Raw genomic sequence first — 13,051 nt, 5'->3', positions numbered from 1 at the left:
GGAGCCTGATCGGGAGTGCGCCACGCCTTGCAGGCTTCGCATCGAACCATAGTTGTGGCGGGCGCGGCCTGCCTGCTGGGCGTCGCCGGCCTGGCCGGGGCGGCCCAGTCCGAGCGCGTGCGCCCGGCCGCGCGCCCTGTGGTCCGGGACGTCCTGCCCGCCGTCGCGCCCGAAACCGACGCGGACCGGCGCGCCCGGCTGAATGCCCGGTTGCAACAGATGCTGACCGATGGGAACGGCGCCCGCCTAACCGATCCGGCGCGCCATCCGGTCCGCGCGGCCGCCCGCACGACGAAGCGAGACCCCGCACGCGAACCGGCCCGCGCCCGGCTGCGCGCCGCGACGACGACGGATGCGCCGGTCCTGTCGCGCGAAGAGCCCGTCGGAACCATCGCTCCGCCCGCGCCCAATCCATTCGCCCGGGCCAGCGCCAACCGCAACGGCCGCTATGTCGCGCCGCGCCTGGACCTGACCACGGCGCCGCGCATTCCCGAGAACGACATCGAATGCCTGACTCAGGCCATCTATTACGAGGCCCGCAACGAGAGCGAGGCGGGCCAGGCGGCGGTGGCCGAGGTGGTCATCAACCGCTCGCGTCATGGCGCCTATCCGCGCTCGATCTGCGCCGTGGTCTATCAGCGCAACAGCCGCACCTGCCAGTTCACCTTCACCTGCGACGGCTCGATCGGGCGCGGCCAGGTGAACATGACCGCCTGGCGCCGCGCCGAACGCATCGCGCGCGAAGTGCAGGAGGGCCGCAGCAGCGCCCAGCTGCCCAAGTCCTCGGTCAACTATCACGCCAACTATGTCCGCCCGTCCTGGGGCCAGCGGCTGCAACAGGTGCGCCAGATCGGGGCGCACATCTTCTATGGCGCGCCGCTGAACGGGACCAACCCCGGCGCGGGCGAAGCGGCCCCGGCGCGTCAGCCGGGCGGCATCATCTTCGTGCGCAACGAGGCGCTGGACCGCGCCTATGCCCTGCTGACCGGCCAGACGACGGCCGAGCAACCGGCGGCGGCCCCGGCCGAGACCGGCGCCTGAGCCTTCACGGGGTGGATCGCGGGACATGAGCTGGGGCGTCACCCTGATCCGCGCGCGCCGTTTCGCCGACGCCCGCGGCTGGTTCGAGGAAAGCTGGTCGGCCGACCGGCTGGCGGCCCTGGGGCTGGACCACGGCTTTGTTCAGGACAATCTGTCCCTGTCGCATGCGCCCGGCACGGTGCGCGGCCTGCATTTCCAGCGGTCGCCCCACGCCCAGGCCAAGCTGGTGCGCTGCATCACCGGCGCCGTCTTCGACGTGGTGGTGGACCTGCGGGCCGGATCGCCGACCTTCGGCCGCGCCCTGACCGTGACCCTGGACGCCGAGGCGGGGGACCAGCTGTATGTCCCGGTCGGCTTCGCCCACGGCTTCATGACCCAGAAGCCCGAGACGCGGGTGGCCTATCGCGTTTCGGCCCCCTATGCGCCCGTCGCCGAGGGCGGCCTGGCCTGGGATGATCCGGCGCTGGGTGTCGACTGGCCCGACGCGGGGCCGCCGGTGCTGTCCGATCGCGATAAGACCTGGCCCCGGCTGGCCGATGCGGATGCGCCCTTCGCCTATGATGGCGTCCCCATGGCCTTGAGGGTGGTGGAATGAGCGGCCCGGTCCTGGTCACCGGCGCGGCCGGGTTTATCGGCTCGGCCCTGACGCGGGCGCTGCTGGACGCGGGCCGGGGCGTCGTCGCCTATGACAAGCTGACCTATGCCGGCCATCGGTCGTCCCTGGCCGACTGTGAAGGGCGGCCCGGCTATGTCTTCATCCAGGGGGACATCGCCGACGCCGAGGCCGTGGCGCGGACCTTTCAGACGCATCGTCCGGCGGCGATCATGAATCTGGCGGCGGAAAGTCATGTGGACCGGTCCATCGACGGCCCGGCCGCCTTCATCGACACCAATGTGGTGGGGACGCTGGTCCTGCTTCAGGCCGCGCGCACCCATGTGCAGACGCTGGATGCGGCGGCGGCCGACGCCTTCCGCTTCCTGCATGTATCGACCGACGAGGTGTTCGGCGCCCTGGGGGATCAGGGGCGGTTCGACGAGGCCACGGCCTATGATCCGCGCTCGCCCTATGCGGCGTCCAAGGCGGCGTCGGACCATCTGGTGCGGGCCTGGGGGCACACCTATGGGCTGCCGGTGCTGGTCACCAACTGCTCCAACAACTACGGCCCGCGCCAGCACCCGGAGAAGCTGATCCCTCTGACGGTGCTGCGGGCGCTGTTGGGCCAGCCGCTGCCCATCTATGGCGACGGTCGGCAGGTGCGCGACTGGCTGCATGTCGACGATCACGCCCAGGCCCTGATCCGGGTGCTGGAGACGGGCCAGGTCGGCCGTACCTACGCCGTGGGCGGCGAGGCCGAACGCACCAATCTGCAGGTGGTCCAGGGCGTCTGCGCCGCCCTGGACGCCATGGCGCCGCGCGCGGACGGGCGGCCGCACGCCCAGGCCATGACGCATGTCGCCGACCGGCCGGGCCATGACCGCCGCTACGCCATCGACCCCGCGCGCATCCGTGACGAACTGGGCTGGTCGCCGCGCATGGGGTTCGAGGAGGGCCTGGCCCAAACCGTGCGCTGGTATCTGGACCATGAAGCCTGGTGGGAGCCGATCCTGGCGAACGGCCAGGCGACCCGGCGCCAGGGCCTGTCGGTTTAGAGGCTGTCCGCCCCGGCCGGCGCGGGCGGTTCGATCCGCTCGATCTGGCAGTCCAGCACCTCCATCCGCCCCTGGAACACCGCCTGGCTCAGGACGATACGCAATTGGGCCGCGCCGGGGCGGGTCCAGACGTGATCCAGCGTCAGGCTGTAGAAGCCCGCCTGGTCGATCATCTCGCGCACCGTGGCCACGTCTTCGCCACAGCCCCAGTCGAACCACAGCGGAACCTCGCCGCCTTCGGGATCGACCATGATCTTCAGCGTCGCGCGCCAGGCGCCGGGCGGCAGCCAGACATAGGGACCGAACATCAGCGTCCGCGCCCGGCCCGTCAGGTCCATCCGCGGCGTCCCGCCCAGCGGATCGTCCCGCAGCGGATAGTTGAAGCGGTCGGCCGACCAGGCCGCGCGCGCGCCCATCAACGGCGGCAGGCGCTGGTACATGGCCAGGACCGGCGCGGTCGGGCCGGCGTTGTCCTCGGGGATGCCGGTGATGGTCTGGCTGACCAGACCCAGGCGCGGCAGGCCCAGCGCCATGGCCGGCATGCCCAGCACCGGCGCGCCGCGCTCCACCAGGGTGGCGGCCATGGCCAGCCGCTTGCTGGCGGCCATCCAGGCGTGGGCGGCGGGCGGAAACTCCTGATAGGCGTCGCCATAGGCGGTCAGCCCCGCCTCGGGCGCATCGCCCAGCACCACCCATTCGGACGGCGTCAGGCCGTCCAGCTGATCCGGCTCCAGGTGGTCGACCAGGACCACATCGGCCGGTTCGCCGCCCCACACGCCGACGCTCAGGCCCTTGGCCTGGGCCGCCGCCGTGATCGCCTGACGCCACGGCCCCTCGCGCAGGGACGGCGCGAACAGGATATGCAGCGGCCGTTCGCTCATGCGGCGCGCAGCCAGGTGTAGACGTCGACCGCCTCGTGGATGTCATCGAACAGCTTGGCCTTGCCGCTTTCGATGATCAGGGCGCGCTCGCAATAGCTGGCGATCAGATGGGTGTCGTGCGAGGCCATGATGAAGGCCCGGCCCGCGCGGGCGCCGAACAGCTCCTGCTGGCATTTCTGCTGGAAGCGGGCGTCGCCCACCGCCACCAGTTCGTCGATCAGATAGCAGTCGAACTCGATAGCCAGCGACAGGCCGAAGGCCAGCCGCGCGCGCATGCCCGACGAATAGTGCTTCACCGGCAATTTCAGCGCCGGTCCCAGTTCGGCGAAGTCATCGACCCGCGCCAGGACATTGTCGAAATTCTTGCGGTACAGCCGCGCCAGGAACCGCACATTGTCCAGGCCCGACAGACTGCCCTGAAACCCGCCGCCGAAGCCGATGGGCCACGACGCCGTCATGCGCCAGTCGACCGTGCCCTGGGTCGCCGGCAGAACGCCGCCCAGCATCTTGATCAGGGTCGACTTGCCCTGGCCGTTGCGGCCCAGCACCGCCAGCCGTCCGCTCTTCGCCAGATCGAAGCTCAGGCCCGAGAACAGGGGGCGGCTGACCCCGTGAAAGGTCAGGCCCAGATTCTCGACGCGCAGCCCCGGGGTGTCGTCGGCCGCCGGCTCCATCAATGCTGCCTGTGCTCGCGCATGCCGGCCCACATCAGCCAGCCGACGCCATAGATCAGCAGGCAGGTGGCGAAGATCGTCAGGATCGCCAGCCAGCGCTTCGGCTCCAGCGGTTGTTCGGCCAGGGTCGGCTGGACGATCCGCTCCAGATACAGCTTCTGGCGGCGGGCCTCCTGCTCGGCGCTGGTCAGGGCGGCGGTGGCGGCAGCCAGCTGCTTGTCGGCGAACTCGCGGTTCAGGACCAGATCCTCATAGGTGCTGATCATCGGCGCCAGCGACCCTTGGGCGCCGGCCATATTGGCGCGCTCGATGTTGATCTGGCGCTGGAAGGCGTTGATGCGCGCGTCCAGCAGCGGCAACTGCGGGCTGTTGGGCGCCTCGGACGCCAACTGCGCCCGCTCGGCCCGCAGGCGGGCGACCGTGGTCATCAGCTCGCTGATCATCTGGAGGCCCTCGTTAGCCTGGCGCGCGGGGTCGATGATGCGTTCGCGGTTGCGGAAGGCGGTCAGCTGCTGCTGGGCCTGGGACAGGCGGGCCTGGGCCTCGTCGCGGGCGCGGCTGGCCTCGCGCACCGTGTCGGCGGCCGACCGGTCGTTCATGCCGTTGATCAGCCGCTCGCCCCCGGCCAGCAGGGTGTCGGCCATCGCCTTGGCGTCGGCGGGGCGATAGGCCTCGACCCGCAGGGTGGAGATGCCGGTGGTGGCGTCATAGCCCACGGTGACGAAGCGGCGCAGGGCCTTCTGCGTCCCCTCGATCGTGCGCTTTTCGCCCATGCGCGGATAGCGCGACAGGATGTCGGCGCCTTGGGGCCCCAGCACCGTGTTCAGATCGAACCGGCCGCGCAGGTCGGTGACCGCGTTGCGCGAGCGAATATATTCATGCACGGCGAAGGCGTCGGTCTGGCTGACCGGTAGGCCGAACCCCTGCAGCGCCAGCCCCACGCCGGACGGCTGGCTGCTGTTCTGGGCGCGCACGATGAACCGGGCCTCGGACACATAGCGCGGGCTGGCGATCAGCAGGAAATAGACCATGGCGATCAGGGTCGGCAGGGCGACCACGATCAGGAAGGCCAGCGGCAGGCGCGAGGCCCAGCCCTGGCGCGGCCGGTCGAACGTCAGCGCCTTCGGAATCGGCCCCAGGTATTTCAGCTTTGAATCGGTCATTTCGGTTCCGTCGTCAGCGCGGGGGCCGGCGCGAAGGGATGAGAGCGAACAGGCTTATTCCACATTGATGCGGTCCCGCGCGCCATAAATCAGGGCCATGCCGACAATGTTGAATATCGCGGCCCAGACCAGAGCGTAAGGGGGGTCGTAATAGGTGGCGGTGAACTCGCCGAACACCCCGGCGCGGATCATCTCGATGGCGTGGGGGAAGGGCACCAGCAGGAAGGTCTCGCGATAGGCCGGTGGCAGCCAGCTGACCATGAAGAAGGCGCCCGAGATCGGGATCAGCAGATAGGACAGCAGCCCCACCACCCGTTCCATGAACTCGAACCGCATGGCCAGGCCGGCCATGATCAGGGCGAACCCCATCCCCATCCACGCCAGGATGAACCAGCCGGAATACAGCAGCAGCGGATCGTGCGGCAGGCCGACCTGGCCCAGGGCGATCAGCGCCGCATAGACGACCATGAAGGCCACCGTGGTGCCCGCCACCTCCAGCAGATTGCGCGCCAGATACAGGTGCAGGATGGCGATCTGCTTGTGGTGCAACAGGCCGACATTGGCCTGAAGCGCGCCCTGGCTCAGCCCGATCTGGTGGCGCAGCAGCAGCAGGGCCATGTAGCCGGTCATCACGAACGGCGCGATGCGCACCCCGTGCTCATAGGCGGGCTTGGAGAAGCTCCACAGGATGATGACGCCGAAACAGAAGATCAGCGGCTCGCCCACCAGCCAGGCGAAGCCCAGACCCTCGCGCCCGAAGCGCGTGGTCAGCTCGCGCATCATCAGGGCGCCGATCACCCGCAGCTGGCGGGCGAAATAGGAGGCGCTGGATCGGATGGCGTTCATAGGGTTGGACCGGCGCCCCAGCACGGCGTGAAGACAAACCGGCCCGGCCCGTCAGGGGGCCGCGACGGACCCCGGCAGCCAGGACCGGCCGTCGGCGCGACCATAGCCGCCCGCCGCACAGTTGCAAGCGGCCTGACGGCGGCTGGGTCAGTCGAACAGGGCGCGGAAATCCGCCTGGGCCGTCTCGAAGTCCGGCGGCCGCCCGATGTCCAGCCAGTATTCGTGGATGGGAAAGGCCCCGACCGTGCGCCCCTCGGCCGCCAGGGCGCCCAGAAGATCGGGCATGTCATAGACCCCCTCGGCCGGTATCCGCCCCAGCACGCCGGGGTCCAGGCAATAGATCCCGGCATTGGCCTGCCAGCGGAAGGTGGGCTTTTCGCGCAAGGAGACCAGGCGCGGCCCGTCCGTCTCGGCCACTCCGTGCGGTGACTGGAACGAATGCTCGCGCACGCACAGGCTGGCCTGGGCCTGAAGGTCGGTATGGAAGTCGATCAGATCGCCAAACCCGACGCGGGTCAGCACGTCGCCATTCATCACCAGCATCGGCCCATCGACCGGCTCGTCCAGCAGCGACAGCGCCCCGGCCGTGCCGCGCGGATGATCCTCGCGCAGGTAACGGATCTCGGCGCCCATGGCCGATCCGTCGCCGAAATGGTCCTCGATCATCTCGGCCAGATAGTTGACGGCCAGGCGGAACCGCCCGAACCCCTGGGCCTGCAACCGTTCGATGATGGTCTGCAGCAGCGGCCGCCCGGCCACCTTCAGCATCGGCTTGGGACAGGTCTGGGTCAGGGGGGCCAGCCGCGCCCCGCGCCCGCCGGCCATGATGACCACCAGATTGTCGCGCGCCTGGGCCGGGGCGATGGCGTCGGGATACAGCCCCGTCACCCGCCCCTTGGCGTCCACGACCGGCGCCAGGGTCACGCCCCGTTCCTGCAGCCGCCGCAGCGCCGTGCGGTCGGACGCCCCGGTCTTCAGCGACACCGGATCGGGGTTCATCACCTCGCGGACCGGCGCCTCCATGGCCAGGCGCCGCATCAGGCCGCGGCGGATGTCGCCATCGGTCACCGCGCCCAGCAGCCGCCGATCCGCATCGACCACCAGTAGGATCTTGCGCCGCGCCGCATCCATCCGCCCGATGGCCTCCAGCAACGGCGTTTCGGGTCCGACCAGATTGCCGGCGATGTCGCCCGGCCGGGTCACACGGCGTATTCCCGGGGGCGGTACAGGTGCGGGTTCTCGCGGATGAAGTCGACCACCTGGGCCAGCCCCGCCTCGACCGAGACGCGCGGGGTCCAGCCCAGCAGATCGCGCGCCCTCGACGCGTCGGCGATCAGCCGCTCCACCTCGCTGGCGGCCGGGCGCATGCGCTGGGGGTCATGCTCGACCGTGACGTCGATCCCCGCCGCCTCGCCGATCATGCGCGGCAGGTCGCCGACCGCGATCTCGCGGCCGCCGCCGAAATGCAGGGTCATTCCCTCGATCCCCGGCGCCGTCGCCGCCCGCACGAAGGCGTCGGCCGTGTCGTCCACGAAGACGAAGTCCCGCGTCGGCCGCGGGTCGCCCATCCGCACCACCTGACCGGCCAGGGCCTGCACCGCCAGGGCCGGGATCACCGCCCGCGCGCTCTGGCGGGGGCCGAAGGTGTTGAAGGGACGCAGGGTCACCACGGGCGTGCCGAACGACCGGTGATAGCTTTCGGCCAGCTTGTCCGCCGCGATCTTGGACGCCGAATAGGGCGACTGGCCCACCAGGGGGTGATCCTCGGTCATCGGAACGGTCTGGGCGCTGCCGTAAACCTCGCTGGTCGAGGTGTGGACCAGGCGGTCGATCCCCTGTTCGCGCGCGCATTGCAGCACGTTCAGCGTGCCCAGGATGTTGGTCCGCACATAGCTTTCGGGCGCCAGATAGGAATAGGGGATGGCGATCAGCGCCCCCAGGTGCAGCACGATCTGGCGCCCCTTCATGGCGTCGGCCACGCTGTCGCGGTCGGCCAGGTCGCCGCGCGCCACCTCGATCTCGGCCCGGATCGGCGACCGGTCCAGCCAGCCCGCCTCGCCGTCGGAGGTGTAGCGCACCAGGGCCCGCACATCGGCCCCGGCCTCAATCAGGCGTTCGCAGACCCGGCTGCCGATGAAGCCGCCGGCGCCGGTGACCAGCACCTTGCGCCCCCTCAGCTCCGCGCCGTTCCTTGCCATCTGCGGGCCGTCCCCTGATTCTCTGAACCGAATCGAGTCTATCAGCCGCCGCGCGCGGGGATAAGGAAGACGGCATGATCGACGGCGCGCGCGTTCTGGCCCTGATCCCGGCGCGGGCCGGGTCGCAGCGGCTGCCGGGCAAGAACCTGCGCCCCTTCAACGGGCGTCCGCTGATCGACTGGACGCTGGACGCCGCCCTGGGCGCGCCTGCGATCGACGCTGTGGCCGTGACCACCGACGATCCGGCCGTCGCCGCCCTGGCCGCCGCGCGCGGGGCGACGGTGATCGACCGACCGGCCGATCTGGCGGGCGCGGACGCCAGCGTGTTTGACGCCATCGCCCATGCCCTGGAAGTTCTGGCCCTGGGGATTGTGGGCGGCCACTGGGACTATCTGGTCCTGCTTCAGCCCACCTCGCCGCTACGGACGGCGGCGGATGTCCAGGGGGCGGTCGCCCTGTGCCACGCCCGGTCGGCGCCCGCCGTGGTCGGGGTCTCGCCGCCGCCAAAGCCCGCCGCCTTCCATCGCCGCGTGACGGACGGCGTCATCGGCCCGGCCGGCGATCTGGACGATCTGAGGGTCATCAACGGCGCCATCTATGTCGGGCGGCCGGATCGTCTGTTGGCGGATCGCCGGTTCGATGTCCCCGGCGCCCTGGCCTGGATCATGCCGGCCGAACGCGGCTGGGACATCGACACGGCGGCCGAGTTCGCGGCGGCCGAGGCCGTGATGCGCGGCTGATCCGCGCGCGGTTCTTTCAGACTCGATCCACGAACGGCTTGCGCGCCAGTCCGGCGAAATCCGTCGTCTCCAGCACCTGCACGATCCGCTGGGCGGCGTGGCCGTCTCCGAACGGGGGCGGGGCCTTGGCCGCCGGGGCGCGGAAAGCGGGGTCCAGAGCCTGTCTCAGCGCCGCCGCTATGGTCGGGGCGTCCAGGGGGGCATCAATCACGCCGAGCGGCCGCAGCCGTCCGGCCTGGCGCTGGCCCACATTGACGGCGGGAGCGCCCGCGATCGGCGCCTCGATCACCCCGCTGGACGAATTTCCCGCCACCGCATCACAGGCCGTCAGCGCCCCCAGATACAGCCGCGCGCCCAGCGAGGCGCGCGCCACGGCCCAGCCGGCGTTCGCCGCCGCCCAAACCTCGATCCGTTCACGGATAGCCTGCGATCCCGCATCGGTGTTGGGCAGGGTGATCAGCACCTTGCGCCCCGCGCGCCCCGCCTCCAGGCCGTTCAGAAAGGCGTCGATCTGTTCGGCGGGCGTCATCGCCCCCAAGGTTTCGGGGTGGAAGGTGGCCAGGATAAAGCCCGGCGACAGGTCCAGGCCCGTCTCGGCCTCCACCTCGGTCCGTGTCCACCGTCCGAAGGTGCGCAGATTGTCCGCCGCCGTCGATCCGACGGTGAACACCCGCTCAGGCGCCTCGCCCATCTGGATCAGCCGGGCGCGATACGGCTTGGCGGCGGTGAAATGCAGGGCCGCCAGCTTGCTGACCGCATGCCTTATGGAATCATCGACCGCGCCGTGGGTCAGATGCCCGCCTTCCAGGTGCAGGATCGGCAGGGCCAGGGGGACCGCCGCCGCCGCCGCCGCCAGCAGTTCGGTCCGGTCGCCCAGCATCAGCACGGCGTCCAGTTCCAGTTCGGCGTATGCCCGCGCACAGCCGTCCAGGGTCGCGGCCATGTCGGCGGCGATCTGAACCGGCGCATCCCCGGCCAGGGGAACGGGAACCCGGGCCGCCACGGCCACCCCCTCGGCCTCGATCTCGCGCACCGTCAGGCCGTGCCGGTCCGACAGGTGCGCGCCCGAAACGATCACGCGGGGCGTCAATGTCGCCGAGGCCTCCAGCGCCGCGATCACCGGGCGCAGCAGGCCGAACTCGGCCCGGGTGGCGGTGAAGACGCCGATCCGCCTCATGGCTGGATCACCTCGTCCGCCGCGAAGTCGTGCGCCGCCGCCTGGCCCAGCAGCGACCAGTACAGCCCCGGCGCCAGCCCTTCGCCCGCCCGCCGCGCCGTCAGATTGTCGGGCGTGAAGGCCTCTCCGGCCTGGATCGGCCGGGCGGCCACCAGAACCCGGCGCGCCACGGCCATATTGGCGATCTCGGCCGGCTGGGGCGTCTTGTGCGCCGAACCCAGGGCCTGGGTCACCCGCCGCACGCCGCGCACCAGTTCGGCCATCTCGTCCGGCTCCAGAGACGCCGCGTGATCCGGCCCCTGCATCGCGCGCGACAGGGTCAGGTGTTTCTCGATCACCACCGCCCCGCGCGCCACGGCGGCCAGGGCGACATCCAGGCCCAGGGTGTGATCGGAGTAACCCGGCCGGACCCCAAGGGCCGCATAGGCGTCCAGCACCCGCAGGTTCGCCTGATCGTGCGGCGCCGGATATTGCGTCGTGCACTGCATGACCACGGTTTCGTCCAGCACCGCCTTCGCCTCGGGCGCCGTCAGGGCCGCCTCGAACGCCGCCAGCGACGGCGTCTCCTGCGCACCCGCCAGCCGGGCGAAGACCACGACCCCCAGCGCCCGGCGCACCTCCTCCAGCGTCGCCATGCCCGTGGACAGCAGAATCGGCCGCCCCAGGCGGGCCAGATCCAGCAGGAAGGGCAGGTTGGTCAGCTCGCCCGACCCCACCTTGATCCGCTTCATCCCCAGATCGTCGACCAGAAGCCGGGCGGAGCCGATGTCGAACGGCGTTGACAAAAAGGTGATCGCGGCGTCCTCGGCCGCGCGCGCCGCGCGCTTCAGCGCCGGCGACGGCAGGACCAGGGCCTCCAGCATGGTCTTCTGGGCCGATCCGGCGCCCGCACGGGCCTGGTACGCCGCGGTCGGGGCCGACGTCGTGACCAGATCGTCGGGGTCAAAGGTCTGGAATTTAACGCAATCCGCGCCAGCGTGGGCCGCCGCCCGGATCAGCGCCAGCGCCAGATCCTCGCGGCCGTTGTGGTTGACGCCGGCCTCGGCGATGACTTCACAGGCTTCGGGCAAACCGGCCGGGGGGGCGTTCATGTCCGAACCCTATCTGTCCCGCCCATCCGGCTCAACGCCCCGTTGAGGACACGATTTGGCCGCCGAAGCCGCCGTGACGGGCTTTTATCGTGTAGCTTCAACGCCACGCTTCCAACTTATCGGCCCATTGTGGCCAAGTTTGCTGCTCGACCTGCCGTGGCAACGCTGTTATTGACCTCTGCAGGCGGCGAAACCGCCGCATAGAATAATTATGGCTGCGGAGGGCTCATACCCATGCGAGTTAAAAGTTTGATCCTGGCTTCCAGCGCGGCGGCGGCTCTGGCCCTGTCGGCTGGCGCCGCTTCGGCTGAGCCGGACGGCTGGTACGGCGCTATCGATGCCGGTTATCAGTTCGCCGACGACGTCGAGCTGGAGTCTGCGACCACGGGTGTGGCGTGGAACTGGGAAGTCAACGACGGCTGGGCGGCTTTTGCTCGCCTGGGCTACCGTTTCAACCCCAACTGGCGCGTTGAACTGGAAGGCGGCTTCCGTTCGGGCGACATCGGCCGCGTGCGTCGCGACAGCAACGTGACCCCGTCGGGCCTGTGCCGCATCCAACCGGCGACCGGCCCCTGCCACTCGCCGGACGGCGCTCTGGACTCGGCCACCCTGATGGCCAACGTCATCTATGACTTCGGCGACGACTCCTGGGCCCTGCGTCCGTTCGTCGGCCTGGGCATGGGCGTGAACCGCGTCAACGGCGACGCCGTCGGCACCCTGCGCGGCGCCCGCACCACCGGCTTCGCCATCGATGACCACTCGACCAAGTTCGCCGCTCAGGCGATCGCGGGTCTGGCCTGGGCCATCGGCGACCGCACCAACATCGACCTGACCTATCGCTACATGATGAGCGACGTCGAGCTGGACACCTCCACCTCGGGCGGTCAGGGCACCGTTGAAGGCGAATACACGGGCCACACCGTGACCCTGGGCCTGCGCTATGCGTTCGGCGCCGACGCTCCGCCGCCGCCGCCGCCGCCGCCGCCGCCGCCGCCTCCCCCGCCGCCGCCGCCGCCTCCGCCGCCCCCGCCGCCGCCGCCTCCGCCGGTGCAGCAGGCGCGTCAGTTCGTGGTGTATTTCGACTGGGATCGCTCTGACCTGACGGCTGAAGCCCGCTCGGTCATCACCCAGGCCGCCAACTACGCCAAGAACGGCCGTCCGACCCGCGTGCTGGTCGTCGGCCACGCCGACACCTCGGGTTCGGCCGCCTACAACATCGGCCTGTCCAACCGCCGCGCCCGCACCGTTGCGGACGCTCTGGTCGCTCAGGGCGTCAACGGCGGCGTGATCTCGCTGGACGGCAAGGGTGAAACCCAGCTGGCCCGCGCCACCGCCGACGGCGTGCGCGAGCCGCTGAACCGTCGCGCCACCATCGACATCAACTTCTAAGATCCACGAGAGGGAGCCGGTCCGCCGGCTCCCGATCTGGACCTTCGAAGCGTCGATGACGACTTCTGAAACCGCCGCTCCTCACGGGGCGGCGGTTTTTCTTTGCTGTGTTCCTGTCGCGTGTGGGCGCGTGCACGCCGCTCAACAATCACCGCTCATCCCCGCGAAAGCGGGGACCCAGTCCTGCTCTCGAGATACCGG

Annotated in this window: 13 protein-coding genes; 5 read left to right on the top strand and 8 right to left on the bottom strand. The window is 70.3% G+C overall.

Features of this window, described 5'->3' with window-relative positions; all coding sequences use genetic code 11:
* Positions 1-15: 15 nt before the first annotated feature.
* From Q0581_RS12520 to rfbB, 3 genes are read left to right on the top strand one after another with little or no spacing between them, the layout of a single operon-like run.
* On the top strand, positions 16-1,041 hold the full coding sequence (locus tag Q0581_RS12520) for a cell wall hydrolase (protein ID WP_298700750.1): 1,026 nt from the start codon (positions 16-18) through the stop codon (positions 1,039-1,041).
* Positions 1,042-1,066: 25 nt separating this feature from the next.
* A complete protein-coding gene (rfbC, locus tag Q0581_RS12515; RefSeq protein WP_298700748.1) occupies positions 1,067-1,636 on the top strand; it encodes a dTDP-4-dehydrorhamnose 3,5-epimerase in 570 nt (189 codons plus the stop codon).
* A complete protein-coding gene (gene rfbB, locus Q0581_RS12510; protein ID WP_298700746.1) occupies positions 1,633-2,691 on the top strand; it encodes a dTDP-glucose 4,6-dehydratase in 1,059 nt (352 codons plus the stop codon). The genes rfbC and rfbB overlap by 4 nt, the downstream gene beginning before the upstream one ends.
* Here the strand turns inward: rfbB and Q0581_RS12505 are convergent.
* The 6 genes from Q0581_RS12505 to Q0581_RS12480 all read right to left on the bottom strand — a co-directional run bounded on the left by Q0581_RS12505 (position 2,688) and on the right by Q0581_RS12480 (position 8,417).
* A complete protein-coding gene (locus tag Q0581_RS12505) occupies positions 2,688-3,572 on the bottom strand; it encodes a hypothetical protein (protein WP_298700744.1) in 885 nt (294 codons plus the stop codon). The genes rfbB and Q0581_RS12505 overlap by 4 nt on opposite strands.
* Positions 3,569-4,246, bottom strand: a complete 678-nt coding sequence (locus Q0581_RS12500) for an ABC transporter ATP-binding protein (protein WP_298700742.1) — start codon at positions 4,244-4,246, stop codon at positions 3,569-3,571. The genes Q0581_RS12505 and Q0581_RS12500 overlap by 4 nt, the downstream gene beginning before the upstream one ends.
* Positions 4,246-5,409, bottom strand: coding sequence for a chain-length determining protein (locus Q0581_RS12495; protein WP_298700740.1), 1,164 nt, complete (start codon positions 5,407-5,409; stop codon positions 4,246-4,248). Before Q0581_RS12495 ends, Q0581_RS12500 begins: the two co-directional genes overlap by 1 nt.
* 54 nt (positions 5,410-5,463) lie before the next feature.
* Positions 5,464-6,255, bottom strand: a complete 792-nt coding sequence (locus Q0581_RS12490) for an ABC transporter permease (protein WP_298700739.1) — start codon at positions 6,253-6,255, stop codon at positions 5,464-5,466.
* A gap of 147 nt (positions 6,256-6,402) precedes the next feature.
* The gene (locus tag Q0581_RS12485; protein WP_298700737.1) at positions 6,403-7,458 is read right to left on the bottom strand and encodes a nucleotidyltransferase family protein; all 1,056 of its coding nucleotides are present in this window, start codon (positions 7,456-7,458) and stop codon (positions 6,403-6,405) included.
* Complete coding sequence (locus Q0581_RS12480; RefSeq protein ID WP_298700735.1) at positions 7,455-8,417, bottom strand: GDP-mannose 4,6-dehydratase; 963 nt, start codon at positions 8,415-8,417, stop codon at positions 7,455-7,457. Before Q0581_RS12480 ends, Q0581_RS12485 begins: the two co-directional genes overlap by 4 nt.
* Positions 8,418-8,527: 110 nt before the next feature.
* Here Q0581_RS12480 and Q0581_RS12475 point away from each other — a divergent pair, with 110 nt between their 5' ends.
* Positions 8,528-9,193 carry an acylneuraminate cytidylyltransferase family protein gene (locus tag Q0581_RS12475; RefSeq protein ID WP_298700734.1) on the top strand — a complete coding sequence of 222 codons (666 nt, stop codon included), beginning with the start codon at positions 8,528-8,530 and terminating at the stop codon, positions 9,191-9,193.
* Between the two features lie 16 nt (positions 9,194-9,209).
* Here the strand turns inward: Q0581_RS12475 and neuC are convergent, their stop codons facing one another.
* Entirely contained in the window at positions 9,210-10,370 is a 1,161-nt protein-coding gene (neuC, locus tag Q0581_RS12470; RefSeq protein ID WP_298700733.1) for a UDP-N-acetylglucosamine 2-epimerase, read from the bottom strand.
* Positions 10,367-11,461, bottom strand: a complete 1,095-nt coding sequence (locus tag Q0581_RS12465; RefSeq protein WP_298700731.1) for an N-acetylneuraminate synthase family protein — start codon at positions 11,459-11,461, stop codon at positions 10,367-10,369. The genes neuC and Q0581_RS12465 overlap by 4 nt, the downstream gene beginning before the upstream one ends.
* Positions 11,462-11,695: 234 nt before the next feature.
* On the opposite strand from Q0581_RS12465, the gene Q0581_RS12460 reads away from it, so the two are divergent.
* Complete coding sequence (locus Q0581_RS12460) at positions 11,696-12,850, top strand: outer membrane beta-barrel protein (RefSeq protein ID WP_298700730.1); 1,155 nt, start codon at positions 11,696-11,698, stop codon at positions 12,848-12,850.
* Positions 12,851-13,051: the final 201 nt, after the last annotated feature.

Origin of the sequence: uncultured Brevundimonas sp., assembly GCF_937863155.1 — a bacterium.
Lineage (GTDB): Bacteria > Pseudomonadota > Alphaproteobacteria > Caulobacterales > Caulobacteraceae > Brevundimonas.
This window is presented reverse-complemented; position numbering and strand designations above follow the sequence as displayed.

Excerpts from the sequence above, each read along its gene's own strand:
- Q0581_RS12505 (WP_298700744.1), bottom strand. The coding sequence starts at position 3,572 with ATGAGCGAACGGCCGCTGCATATCCTGTTCGCGCCGTCCCTGCGCGAG.
- Q0581_RS12500 (WP_298700742.1), bottom strand. The coding sequence starts at position 4,246 with ATGGAGCCGGCGGCCGACGACACCCCGGGGCTGCGCGTCGAGAATCTG.
- Q0581_RS12475 (WP_298700734.1), top strand. The coding sequence starts at position 8,528 with ATGATCGACGGCGCGCGCGTTCTGGCCCTGATCCCGGCGCGGGCCGGG.
- rfbC (WP_298700748.1), top strand. The coding sequence starts at position 1,067 with ATGAGCTGGGGCGTCACCCTGATCCGCGCGCGCCGTTTCGCCGACGCC.
- neuC (WP_298700733.1), bottom strand. The coding sequence starts at position 10,370 with ATGAGGCGGATCGGCGTCTTCACCGCCACCCGGGCCGAGTTCGGCCTG.
- Q0581_RS12495 (WP_298700740.1), bottom strand. The coding sequence starts at position 5,409 with ATGACCGATTCAAAGCTGAAATACCTGGGGCCGATTCCGAAGGCGCTG.
- rfbB (WP_298700746.1), top strand. The coding sequence starts at position 1,633 with ATGAGCGGCCCGGTCCTGGTCACCGGCGCGGCCGGGTTTATCGGCTCG.
- Q0581_RS12465 (WP_298700731.1), bottom strand. The coding sequence starts at position 11,461 with ATGAACGCCCCCCCGGCCGGTTTGCCCGAAGCCTGTGAAGTCATCGCC.
- Q0581_RS12460 (WP_298700730.1), top strand. The coding sequence starts at position 11,696 with ATGCGAGTTAAAAGTTTGATCCTGGCTTCCAGCGCGGCGGCGGCTCTG.
- Q0581_RS12490 (WP_298700739.1), bottom strand. The coding sequence starts at position 6,255 with ATGAACGCCATCCGATCCAGCGCCTCCTATTTCGCCCGCCAGCTGCGG.